The organism is Planococcus sp. YIM B11945 (assembly GCF_050864155.1).
In the GTDB taxonomy this organism is placed as follows: domain Bacteria; phylum Bacillota; class Bacilli; order Bacillales_A; family Planococcaceae; genus Planococcus.
Genome location: NZ_JBOZWR010000001.1, coordinates 420132 through 443996, shown reverse-complemented (window position 1 = coordinate 443996; position 23865 = coordinate 420132). Strand labels below are relative to the sequence as shown.

The 23865-nt window shown below is 42.9% G+C and carries 19 protein-coding genes and 4 pseudogenes; 7 read left to right on the top strand and 16 right to left on the bottom strand.

Annotated features, from left to right (window positions below):
• Nucleotides 1-11: 11 nt before the first annotated feature.
• The 10 genes and pseudogenes from ACRRQV_RS02270 to ACRRQV_RS02225 all read right to left on the bottom strand — a co-directional run.
• Nucleotides 12-308 (bottom strand): rhodanese-like domain-containing protein, encoded by a 297-nt coding sequence (locus ACRRQV_RS02270; protein ID WP_432527209.1) that lies wholly within the window; start codon nucleotides 306-308, stop codon nucleotides 12-14.
• A 19-nt stretch (nucleotides 309-327) separates the two neighbouring features.
• Entirely contained in the window at nucleotides 328-693 is a 366-nt protein-coding gene (locus ACRRQV_RS02265) for a rhodanese-like domain-containing protein (protein ID WP_432527207.1), read from the bottom strand.
• A 21-nt stretch (nucleotides 694-714) separates the two neighbouring features.
• On the bottom strand, nucleotides 715-1194 hold the full coding sequence (locus ACRRQV_RS02260; RefSeq protein ID WP_432527205.1) for a DsrE/DsrF/DrsH-like family protein: 480 nt from the start codon (nucleotides 1192-1194) through the stop codon (nucleotides 715-717).
• Between the two features lie 153 nt (nucleotides 1195-1347).
• Complete coding sequence (locus ACRRQV_RS02255; protein ID WP_432527725.1) at nucleotides 1348-1608, bottom strand: metal-sensitive transcriptional regulator; 261 nt, start codon at nucleotides 1606-1608, stop codon at nucleotides 1348-1350.
• A 230-nt stretch (nucleotides 1609-1838) separates the two neighbouring features.
• The gene (locus ACRRQV_RS02250; RefSeq protein ID WP_432527203.1) at nucleotides 1839-2222 is read right to left on the bottom strand and encodes a DUF302 domain-containing protein; all 384 of its coding nucleotides are present in this window, start codon (nucleotides 2220-2222) and stop codon (nucleotides 1839-1841) included.
• 638 nt (nucleotides 2223-2860) lie between these two features.
• Entirely contained in the window at nucleotides 2861-5002 is a 2142-nt protein-coding gene (locus ACRRQV_RS02245) for a heavy metal translocating P-type ATPase (protein ID WP_432527201.1), read from the bottom strand.
• Between the two features lie 424 nt (nucleotides 5003-5426).
• Nucleotides 5427-5564: pseudogene (locus ACRRQV_RS02240) on the bottom strand (nitrite reductase); the annotation flags it as partial.
• Between the two features lie 561 nt (nucleotides 5565-6125).
• A complete protein-coding gene (locus ACRRQV_RS02235; protein ID WP_432527199.1) occupies nucleotides 6126-6401 on the bottom strand; it encodes a replication/maintenance protein RepL in 276 nt (91 codons plus the stop codon).
• Between the two features lie 101 nt (nucleotides 6402-6502).
• Nucleotides 6503-7561 carry a stage II sporulation protein P gene (gene spoIIP / locus ACRRQV_RS02230; RefSeq protein ID WP_432527197.1) on the bottom strand — a complete coding sequence of 353 codons (1059 nt, stop codon included), beginning with the start codon at nucleotides 7559-7561 and terminating at the stop codon, nucleotides 6503-6505.
• Nucleotides 7562-7716: 155 nt separating this feature from the next.
• A pseudogene (locus ACRRQV_RS02225) lies at nucleotides 7717-7896 on the bottom strand (heavy metal translocating P-type ATPase); the annotation flags it as partial.
• Between the two features lie 353 nt (nucleotides 7897-8249).
• Between ACRRQV_RS02225 and ACRRQV_RS02220 the strand changes: the two are divergent.
• Nucleotides 8250-8550, top strand: a pseudogene (locus ACRRQV_RS02220) (four-helix bundle copper-binding protein).
• Nucleotides 8551-8618: 68 nt separating this feature from the next.
• On the opposite strand, the gene ACRRQV_RS02215 reads toward ACRRQV_RS02220, so the two are convergent.
• The 3 genes from ACRRQV_RS02215 to ACRRQV_RS02205 form a co-directional block, all read right to left on the bottom strand.
• The gene (locus ACRRQV_RS02215; protein ID WP_432527195.1) at nucleotides 8619-9296 is read right to left on the bottom strand and encodes a response regulator transcription factor; all 678 of its coding nucleotides are present in this window, start codon (nucleotides 9294-9296) and stop codon (nucleotides 8619-8621) included.
• Nucleotides 9271-10677: a sensor histidine kinase gene (locus tag ACRRQV_RS02210; protein ID WP_432527193.1), complete on the bottom strand. Its 1407-nt coding sequence runs from the start codon at nucleotides 10675-10677 to the stop codon at nucleotides 9271-9273. Before ACRRQV_RS02210 ends, ACRRQV_RS02215 begins: the two co-directional genes overlap by 26 nt.
• A gap of 98 nt (nucleotides 10678-10775) precedes the next feature.
• Nucleotides 10776-11666, bottom strand: coding sequence for a F510_1955 family glycosylhydrolase (locus tag ACRRQV_RS02205; RefSeq protein WP_432527191.1), 891 nt, complete (start codon nucleotides 11664-11666; stop codon nucleotides 10776-10778).
• Nucleotides 11667-11953: 287 nt separating this feature from the next.
• Between ACRRQV_RS02205 and ACRRQV_RS02200 the strand changes: the two genes are divergently transcribed.
• From ACRRQV_RS02200 to ACRRQV_RS02190, 3 genes are all read left to right on the top strand, one after another.
• Entirely contained in the window at nucleotides 11954-12544 is a 591-nt protein-coding gene (locus tag ACRRQV_RS02200; protein WP_432527189.1) for a YdhK family protein, read from the top strand.
• Nucleotides 12545-12834: 290 nt separating this feature from the next.
• Complete coding sequence (locus ACRRQV_RS02195; protein WP_432527187.1) at nucleotides 12835-14310, top strand: UDP-N-acetylmuramoyl-L-alanyl-D-glutamate--2,6-diaminopimelate ligase; 1476 nt, start codon at nucleotides 12835-12837, stop codon at nucleotides 14308-14310.
• Nucleotides 14307-15458, top strand: coding sequence for a D-alanyl-D-alanine carboxypeptidase family protein (locus ACRRQV_RS02190; protein WP_432527185.1), 1152 nt, complete (start codon nucleotides 14307-14309; stop codon nucleotides 15456-15458). Before ACRRQV_RS02195 ends, ACRRQV_RS02190 begins: the two co-directional genes overlap by 4 nt.
• Nucleotides 15459-16190: 732 nt before the next feature.
• On the opposite strand, the gene ACRRQV_RS02185 is transcribed toward ACRRQV_RS02190, so the two are convergent.
• Nucleotides 16191-17582: a murein hydrolase activator EnvC family protein gene (locus tag ACRRQV_RS02185; RefSeq protein WP_432527183.1), complete on the bottom strand. Its 1392-nt coding sequence runs from the start codon at nucleotides 17580-17582 to the stop codon at nucleotides 16191-16193.
• 1170 nt (nucleotides 17583-18752) lie between these two features.
• A pseudogene (locus ACRRQV_RS02180) lies at nucleotides 18753-18908 on the bottom strand (YiaA/YiaB family inner membrane protein); the annotation flags it as partial.
• A 462-nt stretch (nucleotides 18909-19370) separates the two neighbouring features.
• Here ACRRQV_RS02180 and ACRRQV_RS02175 point away from each other — a divergent pair.
• Entirely contained in the window at nucleotides 19371-19790 is a 420-nt protein-coding gene (locus ACRRQV_RS02175) for a YehR family lipoprotein (RefSeq protein WP_432527181.1), read from the top strand.
• Nucleotides 19791-19948: 158 nt separating this feature from the next.
• On the opposite strand, the gene ACRRQV_RS02170 is transcribed toward ACRRQV_RS02175, so the two are convergent.
• Nucleotides 19949-21544 (bottom strand): long-chain-fatty-acid--CoA ligase, encoded by a 1596-nt coding sequence (locus ACRRQV_RS02170; protein ID WP_432527179.1) that lies wholly within the window; start codon nucleotides 21542-21544, stop codon nucleotides 19949-19951.
• A 124-nt stretch (nucleotides 21545-21668) separates the two neighbouring features.
• On the opposite strand from ACRRQV_RS02170, the gene ACRRQV_RS02165 reads away from it, so the two are divergent.
• The gene (locus ACRRQV_RS02165; RefSeq protein WP_432527723.1) at nucleotides 21669-22517 is read left to right on the top strand and encodes a pentapeptide repeat-containing protein; all 849 of its coding nucleotides are present in this window, start codon (nucleotides 21669-21671) and stop codon (nucleotides 22515-22517) included.
• A 268-nt stretch (nucleotides 22518-22785) separates the two neighbouring features.
• Complete coding sequence (locus tag ACRRQV_RS02160) at nucleotides 22786-23841, top strand: alanine racemase (RefSeq protein WP_432527177.1); 1056 nt, start codon at nucleotides 22786-22788, stop codon at nucleotides 23839-23841.
• The last annotated feature ends 24 nt before the right edge of the window (nucleotides 23842-23865 follow it).

The following is a 23865-nucleotide window of genomic DNA, read 5'->3' as shown; positions in this document are numbered from 1 at the left end:
AAAAATATTTTTTACTCAGTCGGTCCGTCCCAATCCAGCATACCGCCGTCCATATTGATAACATTATATCCGTTATTTTCAAGGATATTGGCGGCCATACCGCTGCGGTTGCCGGAACGGCATATCATAATGTGTTCTTTTGATTTATCGATGTCCTGTAAGCGAAACTCGATAAGGCCTAGTGGAATATTGACGGCGCCAGGAATTTTTCCTACCTTTACTTCCTCTGTTTCCCGTACATCAATAAGAGATGCGTCTTTATTATTTTCGATGTATTCTTGTACTTCCTGAGTTGTCATGCGATTCATCTTTTTTTCCTCCTCCAAATTACGGACGGTAGCTTCCCATGCCGCCTCTGACATTGATTACGTGGTCGAATCCTTTTTTCTTCAAGATTGAAGCTGCTTTGCTGCTTCTCATGCCGCTTTGGCAGATAACATACGTTTCTTTAGTTGCATCGAGTTCACCAATGCGTCCAGACAATTCATTCAATGGAATGTTCTTGAATTCCTTGATGCGGTTCGTCTTGAATTCCGCCGGTGTCCGAACATCGATGAATTGTTTATTTTTTTTCTTCAATTCAGGTTTTAAATCGTCAGTGGAAATGGATTTCACAACGATTTCCGGTGACATAGCCCGGTAACCGATAAAGACAATGACAGCTCCGATTAGAATCATTAACCAAGTATCCATGTTTCCCCTCTTTTCCTTCTATTAGATGAACAAGTTTACGTTGCCGTCTTCTGCATCCGCAAGATAAGCGGCTACACCGGCGTAAGTGACATCTTCCAGCAATTCTTCCTGCTTCAGCCCGAGAAGGTCCATCGTCATCGTGCACGCCACAAGGTTGATTTCCTGCTCCTGCGCCATTTCGATCAGCTGCGGCATCGTCATCGCATTGTGCTTGTTGATGACCTGTTTGATCATTTTCGGTCCCATGCCGCCCATATTCATATTGGACAAGCCCATCTTATCTGCGCCTCGCGGCATCATCTTGGCAAACTGCTTTTCCAGGAATGTTTTCTTCACTGCTGGCGGGTTGTCTTTTCGGAGTGCATTCAAGCCCCAGAACGTATGGAAGATAGTGACTTCATGATCATAGGCCGCTGCTCCGTTGGCAATGATGTAAGCTGCCATCGCTTTGTCGTAATCCCCGCTGAATAAGATGATGTTTGTTGTCTTTTTCTGTTCCATCTGTTTCGTTCCTCCAATAATATACCCATAGGGGTATATAAAAGTCAAAAATAAAAAATTCACCGGCTTGAGCAACAGAGAAATTAAATACCTACAGGGGTATATTAACATCCGAAATGAAAATTCGTCAACCCTTAAGTTTGACGAATTTTCTTATCGGCTTTTCACAAGCAGGCTGACTGCATCTTTTACAAGTTTGTCTGTACTTTCCCCTTTTTCAAGGCTTTCCCGGACACATTGCTCCAGATTCTCGCTGACTATCACGCCGATGGCACGATCCACTGCACTTCGCACAGCTGATAACTGGGTGACGACATCCCGGCAATCTTCATTTTCTTCGACCATCCGCAAAACGCCTTTCAGCTGGCCTTCAATTCGTTTTAACCGGTTCTGAACTTGTTTATCGTATTCCATCACTCTCTTGCCTCCAGTTAAAGAATCAATCTCATAAACCCATTATATACCCTTGAGGGTATATAATCAACTAATTGAACTGACAGATGGAAATAAAGGATCATACAGTAGCATCTGCTGATACAAGGTTTGAACTGCAGAGTTAAGGATGATCCTTTATCTTCTTTTAAGGAATTGATTAATTACCACATGGGGTATACTCTTTCAGAAAAAAATTGAGCCGGCTGCTGTTACACCGACTTATCGATGCATCCAATCAACCGCTCTTCGATTTCCACTGCAATTTTTTTGATCGACTCATTTTCAACCATTTCAGTCAACGCACTTGGTTTCGGCATTCCGATTTTTGTTATGCCGTTTTCTTCATACACGACAATTTTGCAGGGAAGAAAGTACCCGATCATTAAATCTTCCGAAAGGACCCGGTTCGCTTCCTGCGGATTGCAGACTTCAAGTACCGTAAAAGGCGTATCAAAGCTCTCGCCTTTTTCCTGCAGTTTGGCCGTCAAATCAAAATTCCATAGGACCCCAAACTTTGCTTCCTTTAACTTCTCTTCAAGAACCTGTACCGCTTCGTCTCTGCTTTTTGAAGTTTCCACCGTGTAATTAAACATGTTGTTGCTCCTCTCTTTTTTGAACCTGTTCTTTTGGTAAAATTCCCGCATTTTTCCGAATAAAACATATAGCACTTTAATTAGATTAGTAAAGCTTCGTTATAAGCGTAAATAATAGAAACGCCATTCCTGCCAGGAATGCAATTCGTTGAACCGGTCACAAAGCGTTCCATAAAGCTTTCATGCCTTCGCCTCCTCCACGCCACTTAAACCCCATGGGGTATATTACGCTTTAAGAATATCGCTAAATACTTTCAGAAACAACAGAAACGACTTAGTGATAGATCGAAGCTGGACTTTCCGTACCACTTCTTAAGCATTAGTTTAAAGCGTAGTGTGCCAATAAAAACTAGTGAAGGTAGGAAGTACTGGAAATAAAAGCGTTCGTAAAAGTACACTTATACAGACAACAGGGGAAAGCATTGCTAATCAGCATTGCTTTCCCCTTTAGATTTTTCTATTAAAATAACCATTACTTCTGATAATCCCTCATATGTAAACTTTAAAACTATGTTTCACTATACAAGGTCTTCATACCTCTGATTGACTATAGTCTCTTACAAAACTGTGCCCCCAAGGTTAAAGAAAATTCAACTTCGGGAGGCACCATTTCTCATGTGCGACTATTAAACATTGTATTAAACAGATTTATGCTTCAGTCTTAATGCCATAGCGTTGACCGCAACGATCACCGTAGACACGGACATCAGAACTGCACCGACTGCAGGCGCTAACGTAATACCGATAGAGGCTAAAACACCGGCAGCTATGGGAATTGCAATAAAGTTATAGCCGGCTCCCCAAATAAGGTTTTGTTTCATTTTGCTGGTTGTTTTGTTGGCCAGTTCGATAAAGGATGCAATATCTCCTGGATTTGACTGCGTCAATATTACATCAGCGGAATCAATCGCTACCTGTGTTCCGGCTCCAACTGCAACCCCGACATCTGCCATCGCCAGGGAAGGGGCATCGTTTACGCCATCGCCGACCATAATCACTGTTTTCCCTTGGTTCTTCAGTGATTCAACTAGATCATATTTATCTTGCGGGGATTGATTGGCTCTGTATTCTATGCCCAGTTCCTCAGCCACCCCTTTGGCAGCCGTTTCATTGTCACCCGTAGCCATAATCGGTTGTATATTGTTATGTTTCAATGCTTGTATCAGAGTTTTACTCGTTTCTTTTAATTCATCACCTAATGCGACCGTACCGATCGGTTTTCCGTCTTCAACCAGTATACTTAATGTGGCCCCTTTCGGAACATCCACCGCCACATCTTTTCCAAGTGCCTTTTGGCTGATCAATTCGTATTTCCGGCCATTGGCATTTCCTTCCACACCGGCACCCGACACAACATCAATTGAATCAAAGCGGACAGGTCGAATCCCCTGTTTCTCTGCGTAATAGACGATCGATTGGGCGATTGGGTGGCTTGAACCGCCTTCAATCCCTGCCATAAGGGCCCCTATTTCCGCTTCGGTATGTTGGCCATCCAGTGTTTCCATGCTCAATACTTTAAATTCCCCCGTTGTCAATGTGCCTGTTTTATCCAGTATCATCACATTGGCCTTACTTGCTAATTCCAATGCTTCCCGGTCTTTCACCAACAGTCCGCGGCTTGCACCCAAACTGGTGCTTCTTGCAATAACTAAAGGAATGGCAAGGCCTAGAGCGTGCGGACATGCGATAACCAACGTCGTGACCGTAAAGAGAACAGCGGTTTGGAAATCCGCTATATACAACCAAACTCCAAACGCGATGATGGCTGCCGCAATGGCGATATAAAATAGCCAGCCCGCTACTTTTTGGGCTAAATTTTCAGCTCTTGAAGGCTGATTTTGAGCCTGGCCAATAAGGGTTTGAACTTGAGAAAGGAACGATTGGTCGCCGGTTTTCTGCACTTCAAGATACAATATGCCTTCACCGTTCGTGGAACCGCCAATTACTTTGTCTCTGACTCCTTTTTCGACGGGTTTAGATTCTCCCGTCAGCAAGGCTTCATTGATCCGGGAGGCTCCTCTTTTAATGATGCCATCGGCAGGAACATTTTCGCCAGCCTGAACCCGTACAAGGTCTCCGACTTTCAACTCGGTTACCGGACGCGTCTCGATCGAATCGTCTTCCAATACCACATGCGCATCTTTCGGCACTAATTCAGCGAGCGATTTTTGCGCGTCTCCTGCTTCTCCGACAGCTTTCATTTCAATCCAGTGGCCAAGGAGCATAATCAAGAGCAAGGAAGCGAATTCAAAGAAAAAGTCCATGACGTGTTCGCCTATTGCATAGCGAGCCAGCACTGCGTAAATACTATACAAATACGAAACGGATATCCCCAAAGAAATAAGGGCCATCATGCCCGGAGCTTTTTGCTTGAATTCGGCGATTGCCCCTTGAAAGAAGGGTTTTCCACCGTAAACCAATAAGATGGTTGCCAACACAGCGACTACAATGTCCGAGTATGGAAAGGTGAATTGAAAGGGAAGCCTAACGTCCATCATTGGAGACAACAACAAAATGATCATTCCCAAGGGTAGAGACTTCAGAAAAATTTCTTTGAAGTTCCCATGGTGCTGATGATGGTCATGTTCTTCGTGGTCATGGCTCTTCCGCGTGTCCGGATCACCATAATCTTGGTGATCATTGTTCCCGGAAGCATTGCTGTGATCATGAATGCCCTCTTCTACTTGCGCTTTATGATAGATATGTCCAACATGTTTGGAGTGATCTATCTTACTGTGATCTACCTGTTCGTGGTGATGATCTTTCTCATGTTTTGCCATTAAGAACGCCTCCTTCAAACTAGTTACTTCTTTATGCCACTCAATCCCATTTACATTCTTAGTGACGAGAATAACCTTTGGATTCATTCATCCCTCTATCGCCGTTCTGCCCGTTCTTTGTTTGAACGTTTTAAGATCCAGCTGGAGACGACAATACTGACTTCAAACATCATGAAGAACAAAATGATATTTAGAATATCGAACATGAAATTTCGTTAAATCCTTAGTTTCACTTAGTATTCCTTGAGCCGTTTCTCCCTTATTTTCATCAATTTGAAAGAAAAGGCCGAAAGCAATGCAACTTCGCTTTAGGCCATCCTTTTATGATTTCTTTCTATATAAATCTTTACTTTTCCAATTTCACTCGTTGCAGCCGCAGCGCATTCAAGACGACCGACACGGAACTGAACGTCATTGCTGCCCCCCGCTGGAAGGTCGTCAGCTCCAGTTCCTCGTCCTCATCCATATACTTTGCAATGGTTACAAGTTGTCTGGAAGTAAGTTTTGCCCCGTATCCAATGCCGCCATTAACAACAATTTTTATTTTCTCTTTGTTCTCCACGCTCTTTTTCCTCCCTTCCTTGATTTATAGGATAGTATGTTGGGCTGCAGAAAGGGCTGCTCAATCATTCTGCAGACTGTCTCGGTCTTTCTGCTCCAGTTATTGCAAAATGTTTATAAGACATGCCGTTGGCACCGAACTTCTTTTTCTAAAAACCATCCTTCCTTTTTATTTCTCCATCTTCTTTCTACGACTCGAAGGACAAGCTGTGCTGATTTTTATTTATTAGCAGTTCGTGCTTTTGCAAATGAAACTGCGGTTCGAACATTTCGAAGATACCTTCGTGATTTTATCTGATCTATTGACTTTATAAGCCCACTATAAGATACCCCCCGATAGTATGTAAAGAGATTATTTTATTGTTTTCGAATGAAAAATCATACCTCTTTGAGCACAGCATTTTGCACATTTGCTTTTTAAGAAACCGGGCTGGCGTATTGCCTAAATACACATAAGAGGAAGATACTCGCTAGTGAGCATCTTCCTCTTAGTAAAATTAAATTAATTTCTCGTCTGATTTCCTTGCGTGTAGCAGCTAAATATCACTGGACACTCTCGGATTCAGTATTTCCACAATCCGATAATGCCATTTCGCCGATAAATAATTTGCCGATTTTTTAAAATCCGCAAAATATCCACCAGCTCCAGATAGGAAAGATCCAGCTCGGCCGTTATCTCTTTCATAGTTTTGAACAGGATTCCTTCTGGAGTGCAATTCTCCAAGAAATACCTCATAAACTTTTCTCCGCTTCCTACTAAGTCCTTCTTGTCATTGATAAAAAAGTTCCGTGCGTCTTTCATGATTTCCGGTTCTATAAAGGACATTGATTGTCTCATAAAGAGTCTCCCTTTTTTAGTAAAAAAATTTGAGTATCGGTATACAAGATTAGAAGGAAATTCTATTGCTTCTTCCTATATGGAAATTAGGCTATAAAAACCTACTTCTCACCATGCCAGTAATTGTCGCTTAACACGTCAGCTAACGCTTCCACGGTCCGATTTAGTTCCTCTACCGTACTGTCCACCCCGCCGATTTCCACAATGACGGAGTTTGCAGAAAGGTCCTGATTGTAAATCCCATTTCCTTTTGCGCTGCTTTTTTCCAATATTCCCTTTGATATGCCTGGAAAGCTGACATTGAGCTGTTGGTGCAGCCCTTCTGAGAATGCTAGATTCTTCTTGAAATTCTGATGGCCAGTTCCGACCACAAACAAGAGTTGTGCATAGTCTTTTCCGTTAACAGAAGCGGTGGTGGATGTCTTCCTAAGAGAATCCCGATGAATATCCAGGAAGATGTCCAGTTCGCTGTTTTCTTTTTGGGCAGCCTGCACATGTTCACGAGAAACAGAATAAGAGCTGCCATAGTCCAGTCCCCGGGCATCCAGTTCTTCCACAATATCAGACGAGTTGACTGTCGTTTCCATTCCTCGTCTTTCGAGGGACTCTCCTATCATTTTGCCTACTAAGGTGATATTTCCCTTGGAATGAAAGGCTTCTTCCGGTTTCTCTGCGCCTTTCAAATAGGGCAAAAACGCTTCTCTACTATGGGAATGATAGACGTAGACGACTTCTTTTCCAAAAGTGGAATGCATCGGCTCCATTTCTTTTGGGGATTTCCAGTTCTTAAAGAGTGATTCAATCTTCTCGATTGTCAGCTCCCTATCCCGGAACAGAGTTTCCATTGGGGGCTGAAATTCATCCCTGCTGGCATCCTCCTGGCTCGCTTTCAAGTCAGCATTGGCTGAAGAATCGGAAGCTGTATTGGATGGTGCTAGAAGTTTAAAATACACTTTGTCCGTCTCTTTTTCAGCAGAAGATGCAGCATCCTCCTGAATCTGTCCCATGTTTTCTTTGGACTCCTTATTTATATAGAAGAAACCTGCTGTCAGAACTGCCAGTAGCCACAACAGCAACAATGCGATGGCCAAGTTCAATGAATTTAGTTTTTTCGTTTTCTTCTTTTTAGCTTTCGCCTTTTGGGGATTTTTTAAAACCATAATGCAGACTACCTTTTGCCTTTCATTGTTTTTCGGCTTCTTGGTTCAACCGTTGTTGAGGAGGCTTATGCCTTTCAATTTAAAATACTTAAATCAACAACCAATTAACGGTATGTTTATTTACTAAAGGAATCGCTTTTCTTCCCCTTTTTTATTTATGCCTTCAATAGTTTTGCATTAATCGCGACGATAATCGTACTCAGGCTCATGAATACCACGCTGATTGCAGGGCTCACGACAATTCCCCAAGGCACCAGAACACCTGCGGCTAATGGGGTTGCAAAAATGTTATAGCCCGTCGCACACCATAGATGCTGTACCAGCTTCCGGTACGTTGATGGCCCTGGTAGCTCTGATGTCCTTAATAGTCACTTCCTATTTTTTCCGGGTGCATGTTCTTTTCCAACATCGTTGATTTGGGGTAATGCGGTTCTGACGGATGAACCTCCTGCTCAGTGGAATGCGAGTGTATATGACGCTGACTTTGGTCAGCTTTTTCATTAACTGATTTCAGGTTGGTATCTTCCTATTAAAGAAACAAAATATCGAGAAATTATCGAGAAGACAATAAGTAGCCAAGTCTGTTGGAATTGTGCAGTTTCTATGGACTTTGCTCATTTCTGTTTAAACGGAAGAGCACCGGGAAGTCTTACTAATGAATTAAACTATAAAAATGGAGGTTTTTAAAATGGCACATGAACAACATCAAGAACTTATTAAAATTTTTCACGATTGCGCAGCGGAATGTAATCATTGTTTTGACGCTTGTCTGCAGGAAGATGATGGTGCAGTGCATCCGTTTAGACCGAGAATGTGCAGCTATCTGCGTATTTTTAGAACAGGCAATTACCCGGAACTCTCCATTTGTTGCTGAACTTGCTAATGTCTGCGCAAAAATCTGTGAAGCATGCGGAAATGAATGCGCCAAGCATGCCGAACATCATGAACACTGCAAACGTTGCGCGGAAGCTTGCCGGAACATCGCTTGATTCCATACAAATGTCCTGCTGGAAAAAGAAACTTACCAACAGGTTATTTTTTTGGAAGTGGGATTCCGTTATTCAATTCCGTTGATCCATTTGTAGCCGATGCCCCAAACCGTAATAAAGTGGTCATCTACCGGGAAACCGACTTGCCGGATTTTTTCCCGGACATTCCGGACATGGGAATCAATGGTCCTGCCTTCTGTCTCGGAATCAAACCCCCAGATCAATTGAATCAACTGTTCTCTGCTGAACACTTTATTCGGGTTTTTCAGCAGATGCCCCATCATCAGAAATTCTTTCGGCGTCAGTTTGATGGATTGCCTGTTGTAGGTAAATTCGAAACGGTCCTCGTCCCAGAGTAATCCATTCACCTTAATGACGTTCTTAGGGGACATTCTGCGAAGCAGCGCCCCCATTCGGGCCAACAGTTCTTCCTCGTGAAAGGGTTTTGTGATGTAATCGTCCGCTCCCAATTTCAACCCCTTAATGATGTCTTCCTGCTGTTCGCGCGCCGTCAGCATGATAATCGGCACATCGGAAAACTTCCGAATTTCATGGCACAGCTCCCATCCATCCATTTCCGGCATCATGATATCCAATAAGATAATATCAAAGGATTCCATTTCTAAAAATGCCAGGGCTTCAAGTGCACTGACGGCCTTTTTACAGAAGTAATTATGTGGCTTCAAATATAGCGCTATCAAATCTAACATTCGTTGTTCATCATCGACCAAGAGCACTTTCTGCATAGTTATCCACTCTTTCCAATTCAATCAGGACAGCAGTCCCTTTTCCATGTTCACTTATTACAGAGATGGAACCTCCGTGCGATTCGACAATTTCCTTGGCTATGGATAATCCCAGCCCGCTTCCACCACTTAGCCTGGATCTGGATTTATCCACCCGGTAGAGCCGCTCAAAAACATAGGGAAGGTCTTCAGAGGGAATGCCTTCCCCTTCATCCACGATGCGGATCGCAATCGTTCCTTGATCCTGCTGGCATTGAATGCGGACCTGCGAACCTTCAGCAGAATGTTTTTTGGCGTTATCCAGCACGTTCAGCAATACTTGCTGAAAACGCTCCCGGTCAATAAAAGCAACAATATCCGCTTCGCAATCAACAGATAAGCCAATGCGTTTTTCGTCAAAGGATGGGCGCACCAAACCGCTTACCGATGAAAGCAGTCGACTCAGCGGGACTAATTCCTGATTAATCAAAAACTGGTTTTTGTCGTGCAGGGCCAACTCGAACAATTGCTTGATTAAGGCCGTTAAATGGGCGGTCTCTTCCTGAATGATGGCGATGTATTCGTTTTTTTCTTCATTTGAGATTCCCGGTCGGCTTAGAACCTCTGCGTACCCTTTGATATAGGTCAACGGTGTCCGTAGCTCATGGGAAATGCTAGCTAAAAATTCATTGCGAGCATTTTTCAAGTGGTCCAGGTTATTTGATAAAGTGGTGATGGCATTCGCTAACTCACCAAGCTCGTCATTCCGGTCGATATTGAGCTTGACCTGGTTGTTTCCTTTACTCAATTGTTCAGTCGCTTCTTTCATCCGGATCAAAGGCAAGGTAATCAACCGCGACAATACCAAGATGGTCGCGATGGTTAGAAAAATTGCAATTAGACCGACTGCCAGGAACTGATTTCTGAGATGATCAACCATCTTCTTTATGTTGTTTGTCTCCGCAAACATGAAAACATGTCCCTGATGTTCTCCATTGATGGTAATGGGGCTATCCGTTGCAATGTACTTTTTCTCATTCCATTTCTCTTCAACTACTTTTCCATCTGTTAAGACTGTTTCAAAATCAGTGTGAATCAGGACTTCCTCCATCTCTGACTCGATTGAATCGGAATTCACCAGTCGGTTTCCAGCTTCGTCCGTTATAATGACGATAAAGGCGGAAGCTGATTCCATCATTCCGACATGACTTAATGTGGTTTGATCAAAGCTGTCTTCCAATACCTCGCTGTGAGTGTTTCCTCTGGCCAACAAATTGGCCACCACTTCATCCACTCGTTCCTCTACAAATGAAAAATACAAGGTAAGAAACAAAAAGGATTCAATGATAAGGATAAAAACAAAAAATAGCAACCCAATCTTTAATGAAAGTTTATTGAACATACTCTTCCTCTTTATGACCATTCGCCGTCCTATTCCTTCTATATAAAAGAATGAACCGAGGTCGTCAGTTTTTTAAGAAGCTTTAACCTTCTTTTTCATTACTTTGAAAGCTTCACCCAAGTTTCTGCATTATTTTCTGACAAGTAGGCCACCCCTTGAATCGAGAAGATGGCCAGTTCCTTGGTATCCTTCGGATTTTGAGCAATGAACGCAATACCGTCCTGTTTTAATTCCGGCAAAGCCAATTCTTTCTGTCTTCCATCTTTCAGGTTGTACTTTTTGAATGTTGGGGCTGTACCATAACCCGCGAAATACAAACTATCTTCGTTAAAAAATACAGCTGTTCCACTTTCATCTTCCTCTGTCACAACGTGAAAACTTTCCCCCGCATCTTTTGATAGGTAACTCCCCGTTGTCGTTGCAGCTGCGACAAAATTGGAATCCATCGGATGAATAGCCAGTGCAGAAACTTCCCCTTCCAATCCGCTAGCCATCACGCTTTCCCAGGAACCGCCTTTCCCATCTTTCTTATAAAACCCGGCATCCAACAGCGAATTTTTTTCGGGGTTCAACAAAATGATGTTGTGACTGTTATACCCGACTGCCATTACATGAAAGTCCGTTTCCCCTTGAAATGCAATATTTTCCAATGATTCTCCCCCATCAAGGCTGCGCTGTATCCCTAACGGATTTGGCAAATCCGAATCGGCACTCGGATGACCTGAGGTGTAAAATCCTTTATCTATGGCACTAAATCCCATGTAATCATGAAAATTATCAGCTGTCTCCAACCACTTTCCGTCGCGGTAAATCTTCAATCCGCTATGGGAAGCAAAATATATTCCTTCATTGTTTCCAGCATAGCCCATTCCGTGTACATGACTTAATTCCTCGTCAAATGGTACTTCAAAAGGTTCTGTTGCCTGGCTGCTGCATCCAGCCAACAAGAATCCTGCTAAAACCATCATCATTAATCTATTTTTGTTCATCTTTTTTGCCTCCATTTGTATGCGAATCATCATTCTGCCTAAACTCTTAAAACCAGTTTAGCGGAAAGTTATCGATTTTCTGTGCAGACTCTTCTTTTCCTCTCTTGTATTCTGGCTTTTCATTTTATTGTTTAGCAATCACTATGCAACTCATCTGCTGTATTTATGCAATTCTATTACTAAATGTTTGCTATGACCAGTATATAAGAAATTGTCATTACTTCTGCACACTATTTGCATACCTAGTGGGTAAAGTAGACAGAGAAGACAAAGAAAGAGGGATAAAGATGAAGAAAAATAAATTTATGATGGGTACCATGGTAGCCCTTACGGCTTTTTCTTTGGCGGCATGCACGAGTGGGGAAGAAAGCACACCTTCTTCCCACGGAGAGATGGAAATGCAGACAAACCCGGAAACGAAAGACAATTCTGCCCATTCAAGCATGAACCACTCCAGTTCCGGAGAAATTCCAGAAGGATTGAAAACGGCTGAAAACCCAACCTTTACAGTTGGCAGTAAAGCCGTCATCCAAGCCGATCACATGGACGGCATGGACGGCGCTGAAGCCACGATTTCAGGGGCCTTTGATACAACTGTCTACGCTGTTTCGTTTACGCCTACCACCGGCGGTGAAAAAGTGACGAACCACAAGTGGGTAATCCATGAAGAACTTGAAAATGCCGGTGAAGAACCTCTAGAACCAGGGGCAGAAGTCACCATTGCTGCAGACCACATGGAAGGCATGAATGGCGCAAAGGCCACCATTGACGCTGCTGAAGACACAACGGTCTACATGGTTGATTTCACTCCGACTACTGGAGGAGATGAAATGAAAAATCATAAATGGGTAACGGAAAGCGAATTGACAGCTGAATAATTAGTGAAGAATCCGAGATCTTGTCTACAAGATTTTGGGTTTTTTATTTGAATCGGCATCTAGGTGTTCTGCATATGGTTTACCCTCCTCAAAGCCCCTACCTGACTGTGAAATATGGCTGTTTTTTAGATATAGCCCTCCGCCCTTCCCAAAACTTTAGACAGAAACTTTGCATTACAAGAAAGTAAAGTTTCTCCGGCATACCCCTCAGTCAAACTTCTGCACAATTTCTCAACATTCTTTGTGTAGAATAAAACGGATTAAATTGTTTCGGAGAGGTTAACGATAGAATGAAAATTAGCCAGCTGTTATATGAACTTGATACAAAAACTAGATTAGACCCCCAAATTTCCGAGTTGGACATTGAGGGTATTGCCGATAACTCAAAGGATGTCGGCAAAGGGTATGCATTTGTTGCGATTACAGGCTTTGAAAGTGACGGCCATCAGTATATTGAACAGGCAATTGAAAAAGGAGCGGCGATTGTTATCGGGGAAAAGCCGGTAACCGGATTGTCCGTCCCTTATCTCCAAGTGCAGAATAGCCGGAAAGCGCTTGGAAGGATTGCCAGAAACTTTTATGGCAATCCTTCCAGCCAGAAAGTGGTTATCGGCATCACAGGAACGAATGGAAAAACGACGACCAGCTATATGCTGCAGCATTTATTGGAGAGCAGCGGGAAAACGTGTTCAGTCATTGGCACTATACAAAACATCATAAACGGCCAAAAGTTGAAAAGTGCCAACACCACACCCAGCTCTCTTGCTTTGCACAAACTGTTATCCCTTAGCAGGGATGAAGTCGTCATAATGGAAGTTTCATCCCACGGGTTATCCCAATACCGTTTAGAGGGCATAGAATTGGATTACTGTTTGTTCACCAATCTTCATCATGAACACCTGGATTACCATGACACCATGGAGGACTACTTTCAGGCTAAGCTGCTGATGTTTAAACAATTGAAAATTAATGGAAAGTCTATCGTGAATGTGGCTAATTTTTGGGGACAGAAACTCGCAGATATCCTGAAAAGTGAAGGGAAATCAGTTTATACGATTGGGGAATCCGTTGAATGTAACTTCCGCATTCAACAAGTCGACTCACAAAATTCGCTTGCTATCATTGAAGACAACGGTGAAATCCGTACAATTTTTTATCCAATGAACGGCATTCACAATTTGTACAATACACTGATGGCATATGCCACCTCAAGATTACTAGACATTTCCTCTGAAACCCTTATCCATTCCACTTATCGGTTCAAGGGTGTGGAAGGCCGGTTTGAAGTCTCTAAACTAGCCAATGGTTCAACCGTTGTGGTGGATTACGCCCATACTCCGGACGCTATTTCGTACTGTCTAAAAACAGCAAGACTGCAGGGTGCCCAAAGAATTATTCATATTTTCGGCTTTCGCGGAGATCGGGATTCCAGCAAGAGGAAGATTATGCTGACAGTAGCTGCTGAATGGAGTGATCGCTACATTTTGACCTTTGATGACTTAAATACCGTTTCAGAAAAAGGAATGACGGATGCCTTGCAGCAGCTGAACGAAGAATACGGAAATTCTAAAGGAACGATTATTATAGACCGTACACTCGCCATAAAAAAGGCGATTACTGAAAGTAAGCCTGGCGACTGGATTATTATTACCGGAAAAGGACATGAAAAATACCAGCAGCCCTATGAATTACCGACAGGCTCTGATCGGGAGACCATTGAGTTTGTATCAAATCAATTAAAAAGGGTAAACCAGGAGTATCAATGAAAAAATTAATCATAGTGGTCATATCATTGGTTATTAGCAATACCATATTTGTTTCCCAAGTTTACAGCAAACTAAATACAGCCACTCCCTCCCTTTCCAGTGAGGCAGCTATTGTCATAGAAGCGAATTCCGGGGAAATCCTTTACGAAAAAAATGCCCGAATCTCTATGTACCCTGCCAGCGTCACAAAGATTGCCACTGCAATCTATGCAATAGAAACTGCAGAGTTAAACGAAGTTGTGACCGTTAGCACCAAGGCAAGACTTACAGATGGAACCCGTGTATACCTAGAAGAAGGCGAACAAGTACCGTTAAAAAAACTTTTGCAGGGCTTACTTGTAAACTCGGGAAACGATGCAGGTGTGGCAATTGCTGAGCACTTAAGCGGGAGCGTTGAGCTCTTTGCTGCGGATATCAATGCTTATTTGAAAGACACAGTCGGCATACAAAACACAAACTTCGAAAATCCGCATGGTCTTTTTGATAAAAACCATGTGACAACAGCGGAAGATTTAGCCATCCTAACCAAATACGCGATGAAGAACGAAGAATTCATGGGCATATTCGGCACAAAAGAACTGCCTTGGGATGGAGAAACTTGGGATACGATCCTTTATAATCACCATAAGTTGATGAGGGAAATGCCTTACGAAGGAGTAACCGGTGGCAAGAACGGATTTGTCGAACAAGCAGGGACCACGTTGGTCACAACTGCTGAAAGGGAGAATCTCAGCTTAATTGTCGTAACGTTGAAAGGGAATTCAGAATCAGCCGCCTACAGCGATACCATCAAACTGCTGGATTATGGATTTGGGAGTTTTGCAACTTCCAGCATCGATGAAGGAACTCGTTTTGCAGCCGGAGGACTAGAATACAGTACCTCACGAGAACTCTTTTATACGCGTCCCATCGGTGAACAGCCGAGCATGCAGGTCCAACAAGGTGGCAAGCTGGAAATCACCGATTCGGAAGGGACTCTCCTCTTTTCGAATCAACTGCAGCTGGTCGACGACAGCAAAGGTAAACAGGCTGTCGCTGCAGAGCATACAAGTTCGATGATAGAAAAAGTCTTTTCAAATTCTCACTATCTTTTAATAGTGGCAGTTGGATTGTTCGCCTTCTTTTGCTTCCGAATCCGAAAAATTTAATTCCATTTTGCCGTTGCCCTATAAAAACTCTCATGAAAGAAGATCTTCTAAAAAGTAAGCCACTAAAGCGTTTGTCGGCTAATAACCTTGAAGCTTTTTACTAGGTTTGCGATTATGTAAGGAATTGCAATACTGAAATTGTAGCTAAATCTTTCTATAAGAAAGTTAGATAAAGCAACTTTCCAAGATGTTTCTATAGAAAAGAATGGGAACTGCTCGTTGTGAGCAGTTCTCTTTTTCGTGTGAATTTCACCCGCTTTCTAACAGAGAAGACTTCAAGATGTCCCCTAAAATCTCTAACCAATACCACCCGATTTTTTAAGCATCTTCCTTCTTTTTCCCAAATCTATATGAATACGTTTGAAGTTTTTTAATGACATTATATAGATTCCTCTTTGCATGCCAAAGTTCAGTTCGTGCTCGCTCTTCTTTTTTCCCTCTATTCCAAGAAAAGCATAGAAAGCCTGAATAGCTTATGCAACGGCAACGCAGTAATGGAAAACTTTTTAAGCATTTTAAAGATCCGAATTATTTTATTTATCTATAGGACTTCGTAAGCGTAGGCACTTTACTGAAGAACTTGATGACAACAAAGTTTAAATTACCCCAAACAGGTGAAGGCTAAATTAAAAAACATGAGTCCAGTGGAATACCGGACTCATGACTAATAAGTAACTTATTTTTGTCTAACTTTTTTGGTCAATTCATAAAGAGTTTAATTTTTTGCAAACCTTAAAGGTAATTTAAGGGATTTACTGCATTGGAACGCGCGCTGTTCCATGGCCCAATATGGATTTCAAAGTGAAGGTGAGGACCAGTAGAACGCCCGGTATTTCCTGAAGCTGCAATTTGCTGGCCTTGAGATACGGATTGACCAACTGATACATCGATTCGGCTCAAGTGTGCATAAACAGTTGTATACAATTGGCCGTTCATCGAATGCGTGATCATGACGACGTTGCCGTATGTCCCTCCGGGGCCTGCGTAAGATACTTGTCCAGAAGCAGAAGCTGAAACGGATGTGCCCGTGCCGACAGCTACGTCTACACCGCGATGGTTTTCATTTCCTGCTCCGATATTGCGTCCACCAAAGTTCGATGTCAATCTGCCCGGAGCTGGATTGATGAAGCCAGAACTTACTTTAGGTTCTGGTGTTGGTTCTGGTGTCGGAGCTTTATAAGTGCTTTCCGCTTTTTTAGTACTTGATGATTTCGCGCTGCTTTTTACTTTCGCTGCTTCTTGTGCTGCCGCTTTTTCAGCCGCCGCTCTTTCAGAGGCTGCTTTTTCGGCTGCCGCTTTTTCAGCTGCTAGTTTGCGTTGGTGTTCTTCTTCCGCTTTGCGTGCAATTTCAAAAAGGCGAGCTTGTTCTTTTACAATTTCTTTTTCCAGTTCGGCGCTTAGAATCAATGTTTCATCAAGTTCGCCTTCTAAGTTTGATTTTTCTTTTGACAAACGGTTTTGTTCAGCTTTTAATTGTTTCACCAGGCCGGCTTGTTCTTTCTTCTGGCCATCAAGTGAAGATTTCAATGTGACCAATTCAGCACGGCGTTCTTCTTGTTTAGCAAGCTTTTCTTCCACTTGAGCTTTTTGTTCAGCCAGCAATTTTTTGTCGGCTGCTTGTTCGCGCATGATTTCGCGGTCAGCATCGATCAACGTATTCACTGCAGAAAAACGGTCGATAAAATCGATAAAGCTGTTCGCTCCAAGAAGTACGTCCACGTAATCAACAGAACCGCCGCTCAATTGAATAGCGCGTGCACGTTCTTTCAACAATTCTTCGCGTTCTGCAATTTTGCGTTCCAATTCTTCAATCGATTTTTTCAACTCATCGATTTCTGTTTTTGTTTGGTCAATTTCAGCTTGGACACTGGAAATTTTCGCTTCCGTTTCGCCGATCTTTTTGTTCAACTCATCAATTTTAGCAGCAAGCTTCTCTAATTTAGAAGCGTTGTTGCTGATTTTTTGGGATTTATCGTTAATTCCAGAGTTTAACTGGTTTTGTTGTTGCTGTGCTTCCTGCTTTTTTTGTTCAAGCTCGCTTAATTTATCTGCACTAGCTGTTGGTACCAAAATTGATAAAGCTAATACTGACGATATACCAGTGACCATCCATTTCGCTTTCAAATGCTTGTTCCCCTTCCAATCCTACAATCATTTCTTATTTGAATCTTATACATTTCTAACTATAATTTTTATGTATTCCTGCTATATTTTTAGATAAATAATATAAATATGTTACAAAAAAATAAATTTTTTCTTATTTTTCTCCTTCACTAGTATAACAGCCCGAAACCAAAATCATATTACAGTCCTGTTTCAATTCTATTCCATTATTGAAATGTTTTTTCTATTTATTACCAATTATTTAATGAAAAAAACTATGGGTACTATCTAAATCCATTTTATATGGTTAGCCGATTGTTTTTCTTTAAACATCTTGATCGCTTCTATATGAGCTCAATGGAAAAATTGGATATAGTTAAAATCCCTTTTTTATTACCTTCTTTCGAATTTTTGTTTTCTTAAAGCCATCGCCAAAGTATCCATTCGGCTTGTTATTTTATCATCTGGAAGATGTTTTTCCAATGCCGCTAAATTCATATCCAGCTCTCCTTCTGTGAATCTTAAATACATCCGGTCTTTCATATCGATCAAAACGAATCACTGTTCTCACTCCCAGTTATCTTCTTTAACAACCAGTCTACTTCCTTAAAAAAGTGATTCGTCGAATTTCCCTTTTTCCCCTTTTATACGTTCCATTATTCTTTTCAAAGCGTTCGTAAAAGTACACTTTTACGAACGCTTCAAAAACAGCAAAAAAACGGCTAAATGAACGTTCGTAAATGTGTCAAAACACTTTACGAACGTTTTCAATCTTAAGAGGAGTTTTTCGAACAGAAAAACGTTTATTCGACGTTCTGCCATTCAGTTCATCTGCTTTTCATTTCATTCTCTCACTTTGGAGAAAAAGATTGTAAATGGCCGGAATCAGCAAAGCCCCTGCAATACAGACAAGTGCATCTAGTTTGCTTTATTTTCTTAAGCGAGCCTCGCCGTTTTTCAAATGCTCTAAAAAAGCGAACTTGAAATACATGCTAATTCTAAGCAAAATTATCGATAATATCCCAAGCCAATTCCCTGTGTCAAACCACTCAAAATCAAACATTCTGTTTCCCTATTTCTTCTTTCAGCTTAATTTCCTGTTTTTGCAGCGTTTTTTAAAATAACAATATAGAAAAACTTATGCAAAAAACGCCAAACGAATAATCCAGTTTGGCGTTTCTTTTGTTTATTTCAGTTATCGCGATTTGCTTTTTCCGTGTCACGGACGTTCTTCTGCACAGTAACAACGGCGAACAAGCTCAGCACAAGCGAGATGCCGTAAAAGCCTTTTTCGGTAAGCGTGATGCTTACTGCGTTGAACAAACCGATGGCTATTAAGGCAATTGTCCTCTTATTTTAATTAAAAATTGCGGGCTTTCGCCGATGTCGGCTGCAGCTGGAGAAACGGTTAGTTGATTAACAGCAAAGCAGTTATAAGAGAAACTTTTTAGAGATCAGTTTCACGTAAAGTTTATTCTTTTACAAGTATTTTCAAAGTATATGTTATTTATTAACCTTTTTAGAAGGAAAAATCTATCAGATTTTTAGTAATGTGTTTAGCTATTTTCGACTAGAGTCGTAAAGCTAATTCCAGATGTAGCATTACGGAGCTTTTTCTTCGTTTCAATAAGGAAATAATCTTAACTAACAAAAAGGTTCAAAAAAAGTAACACCATTATTATCGACTGTTTATTTTATCCAATTTAGAGGTATAGTTAATAAAATGTTATAATTTTTAAAAATATCAAAATTTTTACACAAAGGGAGATTGGGTATGAAGAAATTAATAGGTTTTTCGCGATTTTGGTTTTGGCTGTATTGTTAACAGCGTGCAGCGGAGGAAGTGAATCAACTAAAACGTTCGAATTGGATAAGGATGGCGTGTTGACCACCATGGTGTACACCGCCAAAGGCGATAAAGTCACCAAACAGACAACTGAAAATGTCATTCAATATGAATTAGCTGGCATTGAATCCAAAGAGCAGGCGCAGCAACTATTAGACCCCATGGTCAGCCAATTTCAAAACATTGATGGCGTCACTCACAAATTAGAATACGAAGATACAAAAGCCATTGAAACCTTAGCCATCGATTACGAAGTCGTCAATATCGATGACATCGAAGGCTTGCCAGGAATGAGTTTTAGCGAAGGTGCGAAAGACCAAGGCATCAGTTTGGAAAAGTCGGAAGAATTGCTGGAAAGCCAAGGCTTTAAAGAAGTGGAATAATTGAAGGACGCGCGCACTGGGAAGTTCCGGTGCGTTTTTTTATTGCGTTGAACCTTACATGAAAAAAAACAGCAAAAAGAACGACCGTAACCGTGCCAAAACACGTGACAGTCGTTCTTTTTTACTTTTAAGACCAAATTACAATTTGATTTCAGCTCTTAATTCACTTTCTTCACGCCGCTCCAGTACATTTCACGCAGCCGGAATTTCTGCAGCTTGCCGGTGGCCGTCTTAGGAAGCCCTTCGACGAACTCGACCGATTTCGGTGCTTTGAAATGCGCCATGTTGGAGCGGGTATAGTCGATGATGTCTTGCTCGGTGGCTTTCGCACCCGGCTGCAAGACGATGATCGCTTTTGGCACTTCCCCCCACTTCTCGTCCGGAACCGCAATGACGGCAACTTCCATGACGTCGGGATGCTTGTACAAGACGCCTTCAATTTCCGTCGAGGAAATGTTTTCGCCGCCGGAGATGATCATGTCTTTGATGCGGTCCTGGATTTCGATATAGCCATCGGGGTACGTGACAGCCAAATCGCCGGTATAAAACCAGCCGTCTTTGATTGCTTCCGCTGTTTTTTCCGGGTCTTTGTAATAGCCTGACATGACGACATTGCCGCGTGTGACGATTTCGCCAAGTTCTTTTCCGTCCCACGCCACTTCTTTTCCGTCTTCCTGGTTGATGACTTTTGTTTCGCCGTTGAATGCCAACTCAATGCCTTGGCGTGCTTTGATGGTCGCTTGTTCTTCCGGTGACATTGAATCAAACTCTTTTTTCCATTCGCAGTATAAGATGAACGGCGACGTTTCGGTCAAGCCGTAAACGTGCATCATGTTTAGTCCGAGAATGTGCTGCGCCCGTGCGATCAAGGCCGCTGCAGGAGGCGCTCCGGCCGTTGCCATGCGCGGGTTGGTGGTGATTTTGATGTCTTTGGCTGTTGGTTCGTTGACCAGCATGTTGACGACGGTCGGCGCTCCGCACAGCAGTGTGATTTTGTGCTCATCAAACAGTTCCAAAATGCGCGGCGGGTCGACTTTGCGCAAGCAGACATGCGTCGCCCCTGCAGCGGTCACCGCCCAAATGCCGCCCCATCCGTTGGCATGGAACATTGGCAAAGTATGCAAATAGACGTCGTCGTGGATAACGTTTAAATGATGCAGGAAGTTGGCGGCGTTCATGTAATTGCTGCGGTGCGTCAGCATGACCCCTTTGGGATTGGATGTCGTCCCGCTCGTGTAGTTTAATGTCAGCATCTTGTTTTCATCGATTTCCACATCGGGCACTTTTGCGTCCTCTGCCACATTGGCAAGAAACGCTTCGTAATCTTCGCCGCTAATCGACGTTTTGCAGCCTTCCACATGCACCACGATGTATTTTTCAAGCGGCAAAGAGTCTTGGAGATCTTCGATGAGTGTCCCGAATTCTGCATCTACAATCAGCATTTTTGCGTCGCTGTGATTTAAAATGTATTCCAAATCTTTTGCTGCTAAGCGATAATTGAGTGGAACCATGACCGCACCCAGCTGGCAAATGCCATAAAAGCATTCGAGCATATAATGGGTGTTCGGCAGCATTACCGCTACGTGGTCTCCGGGTTTGATTCCTGCGTTATGTAAGGCGATGGCAAGCTTGTCCGTCCGCTTGCCGAATTCCCGGTATGTAAATTGCTTGTCTTCATCAATGACGGCGATTTTTTCGGGATAATACTTGATGGCTCTGCGTTTCCAATCGAGCGGCGTGAGTGGTGCGAACATAAACAGATTCCCCCTTTAAAGTGGCCATTAAAAGCGTTGTTATAAAACAGTATAGGTAGCGGATTTTTCCATGTCAACGAAGTTATAAGAATTGTAAGAAAACTCAAATTTCCAGAAAGGCGTGATTCCGATAGCTGTCTCGTTAAATCATACTCGTTCCTCTCAATTAAATGCAGATTGCAGCAAGTGCTTCGGCTTGTGCTGCGTGGCACTCCCTTTTGCCCGGTCTGCCGATTTTGCTTTTGACAAAGACGGCGGCGTCCCATGTCCGAACTTGCAGGCAGATTTTCGCTGCGGCATCCACACCGAGCTGCGCGAAACAGGATTCCGGGGCTGCACCGTCTATGAATGCTTCGGTGCGGGGCAAAAAGTTTCCCAACTCACTTACAACGGCATGGACTGGCGCAACAACCCGATGTCTGCCGGCGAAATGTATGCGGTCCTGCCTGTCATGCAGCAATTGCACGAAATGCTCTATTACGTAAATGAAGCACTTAATGCAAAAGCGGCTTCTATTCTCCATTCCCGTTTACAAGAAGCTCTTGTGGAAACCGAACGCCTGACGTTTCTCGATGAAACGGAGTTGTTAGCGCTCGATGTCGCCCATCACCGCACGGCCGTCAATAGCCTTTTGCTGCAGGCAAGCGAGTGGGTTCGCTCGAAAAAGCCCGAAGCCAAGAAATCAAAAAAGGCAAAAAAAATAAAGCCAAGAAGCAATTTGATGGGTGCTGCTTTAAAAGAAGCCGATTTGCGTTGCACCAATCTGAGAGGATCGCTGCTCATTGCTGCGGATCTTCAAAACGCTGATCTTAGGAACACGGATTTTATCGGGGCTGACCTGCGGGACGCCAATTTGTCCGGAGCCGATTTAACGGGTGCGATTTTCCTGACACAAGCCCAAGTCAACTCCGCAAACGGCAACGCCTTAACGAAGCTGCCGGCGTCGTTAATCGTTCCAAACCACTGGCTCTAACGGAATTGCTGCGCTGTTCTCAGGAATGGCGCGCTTTTTCTGCATTTCAGGTTTACATAATTAATTTATATTTTACATAAGAATCAACTTATATATTATTTTATTCTTGAATTCCGCATTGTGTTTTTAGTTCACATAATTATAATATTTTATATATAATCTTTTTCTTATATGAGTATTTTTCGTCTTGCTCTTTTCACCAAGGTTATAGTTGCATATAGTTAAGGGTATAAAAAGAGATGATTACCTACTTGAAAGGCGGAATCTTATGACTGCATTATTGCAAATCAATCGCACGCGTTTAGTAGAGTTGGCCCGGGGATTTCAAGACAAAACGAATGTCATGGCGGTTGTTAAAAACAATGCTTACAACATCGGTTTGGAACTGGCCTTTGACGCTTTTTACGAAGCGGGCGTCCGGGCGTTTGCCACCGCTTCCTTAATCGACGCTTTAAAGTTGCGGGCACTGGATCCGGATGTATACATATTTTTAATCAATCCTTCTACGGATTTCCAAACCATAAAAGAGCACCGGATTGCGATCTCCCTCCCTTCCCTTTCCTTTTACGAACAATACCGCGGGGAACTTGAAGGCATTGAAGTGCATTTGGTTTACAAGAATCTATTGCGGCGCTTCGGCTTTAGTTCTGCTGAAGACATGATGCGGGTATTGGACGACCCCGCGGTCAACGTCACCGGCATTTGGACGCATTTTGCCTTTGCGACGGATTTTCCGGACACGGATTACGAGCGCGAAAAAAGCAACTGGCTGTCCTTATTGGCTGAGCTTGAGCCGTATCTCGAAAACTTGCCGTTTATCCACGCCCAAAACAGCGGATCAATGATGCGGGACGGCGCTTTTCCCACTCCCCATACCCACATTCGGGTAGGTGCGATTTTATACGGCGCACGGCCGTTCTTTCTGAATTTACCGCCAGCCGCATTGCCCAATGTCTTGACGCTCTCTGCGACCGTCGTGGAGACGACAAACATCAAAAAAGGCGAAAGCGCAGGCTATTCCGCGGCCTTTCAGGCAGAAGCCGATAGCAAACTGGCCATTTGCGACGTTGGCTACGGCGACGGATTGCTGAAAGCACGGGGCAAACACGATGTCATGATCAACGGAACACGCTTTCCGATTGCGGTATTGATGATGAGCCATTTGATTATCCAAGTGGACGATTCGGTCAAACCGGGAGACACGGTTTACATTTACAACGATGACTTGCGCATCGATCATTTCACAGAACTCGGCGTTGGTGCCGTAGCGGAACAAATGAATGCGTTGAATCTCCAGTCGCTTCAAGTGGAAATCGTGGAATAAAAAAAGGCGGAACCAGTTTTTGGT

What these genes read in the sequence shown, in the direction of transcription:
- ACRRQV_RS02160 (WP_432527177.1), top strand. Translation starts at nt 22,786, where the DNA reads ATGACTGCATTATTGCAAATCAATCGCACGCGTTTAGTAGAGTTGGCC.
- ACRRQV_RS02200 (WP_432527189.1), top strand. Translation starts at nt 11,954, where the DNA reads ATGAAGAAAAATAAATTTATGATGGGTACCATGGTAGCCCTTACGGCT.
- spoIIP (WP_432527197.1), bottom strand. Translation starts at nt 7,561, where the DNA reads ATGGTTTTAAAAAATCCCCAAAAGGCGAAAGCTAAAAAGAAGAAAACG.
- ACRRQV_RS02215 (WP_432527195.1), bottom strand. Translation starts at nt 9,296, where the DNA reads ATGCAGAAAGTGCTCTTGGTCGATGATGAACAACGAATGTTAGATTTG.
- ACRRQV_RS02205 (WP_432527191.1), bottom strand. Translation starts at nt 11,666, where the DNA reads ATGAACAAAAATAGATTAATGATGATGGTTTTAGCAGGATTCTTGTTG.
- ACRRQV_RS02195 (WP_432527187.1), top strand. Translation starts at nt 12,835, where the DNA reads ATGAAAATTAGCCAGCTGTTATATGAACTTGATACAAAAACTAGATTA.
- ACRRQV_RS02245 (WP_432527201.1), bottom strand. Translation starts at nt 5,002, where the DNA reads ATGGCAAAACATGAGAAAGATCATCACCACGAACAGGTAGATCACAGT.
- ACRRQV_RS02190 (WP_432527185.1), top strand. Translation starts at nt 14,307, where the DNA reads ATGAAAAAATTAATCATAGTGGTCATATCATTGGTTATTAGCAATACC.
- ACRRQV_RS02170 (WP_432527179.1), bottom strand. Translation starts at nt 21,544, where the DNA reads ATGTTCGCACCACTCACGCCGCTCGATTGGAAACGCAGAGCCATCAAG.
- ACRRQV_RS02250 (WP_432527203.1), bottom strand. Translation starts at nt 2,222, where the DNA reads ATGTTTAATTACACGGTGGAAACTTCAAAAAGCAGAGACGAAGCGGTA.
- ACRRQV_RS02270 (WP_432527209.1), bottom strand. Translation starts at nt 308, where the DNA reads ATGAATCGCATGACAACTCAGGAAGTACAAGAATACATCGAAAATAAT.
- ACRRQV_RS02235 (WP_432527199.1), bottom strand. Translation starts at nt 6,401, where the DNA reads ATGAGACAATCAATGTCCTTTATAGAACCGGAAATCATGAAAGACGCA.
- ACRRQV_RS02210 (WP_432527193.1), bottom strand. Translation starts at nt 10,677, where the DNA reads ATGTTCAATAAACTTTCATTAAAGATTGGGTTGCTATTTTTTGTTTTT.
- ACRRQV_RS02260 (WP_432527205.1), bottom strand. Translation starts at nt 1,194, where the DNA reads ATGGAACAGAAAAAGACAACAAACATCATCTTATTCAGCGGGGATTAC.
- ACRRQV_RS02265 (WP_432527207.1), bottom strand. Translation starts at nt 693, where the DNA reads ATGGATACTTGGTTAATGATTCTAATCGGAGCTGTCATTGTCTTTATC.
- ACRRQV_RS02255 (WP_432527725.1), bottom strand. Translation starts at nt 1,608, where the DNA reads ATGGAATACGATAAACAAGTTCAGAACCGGTTAAAACGAATTGAAGGC.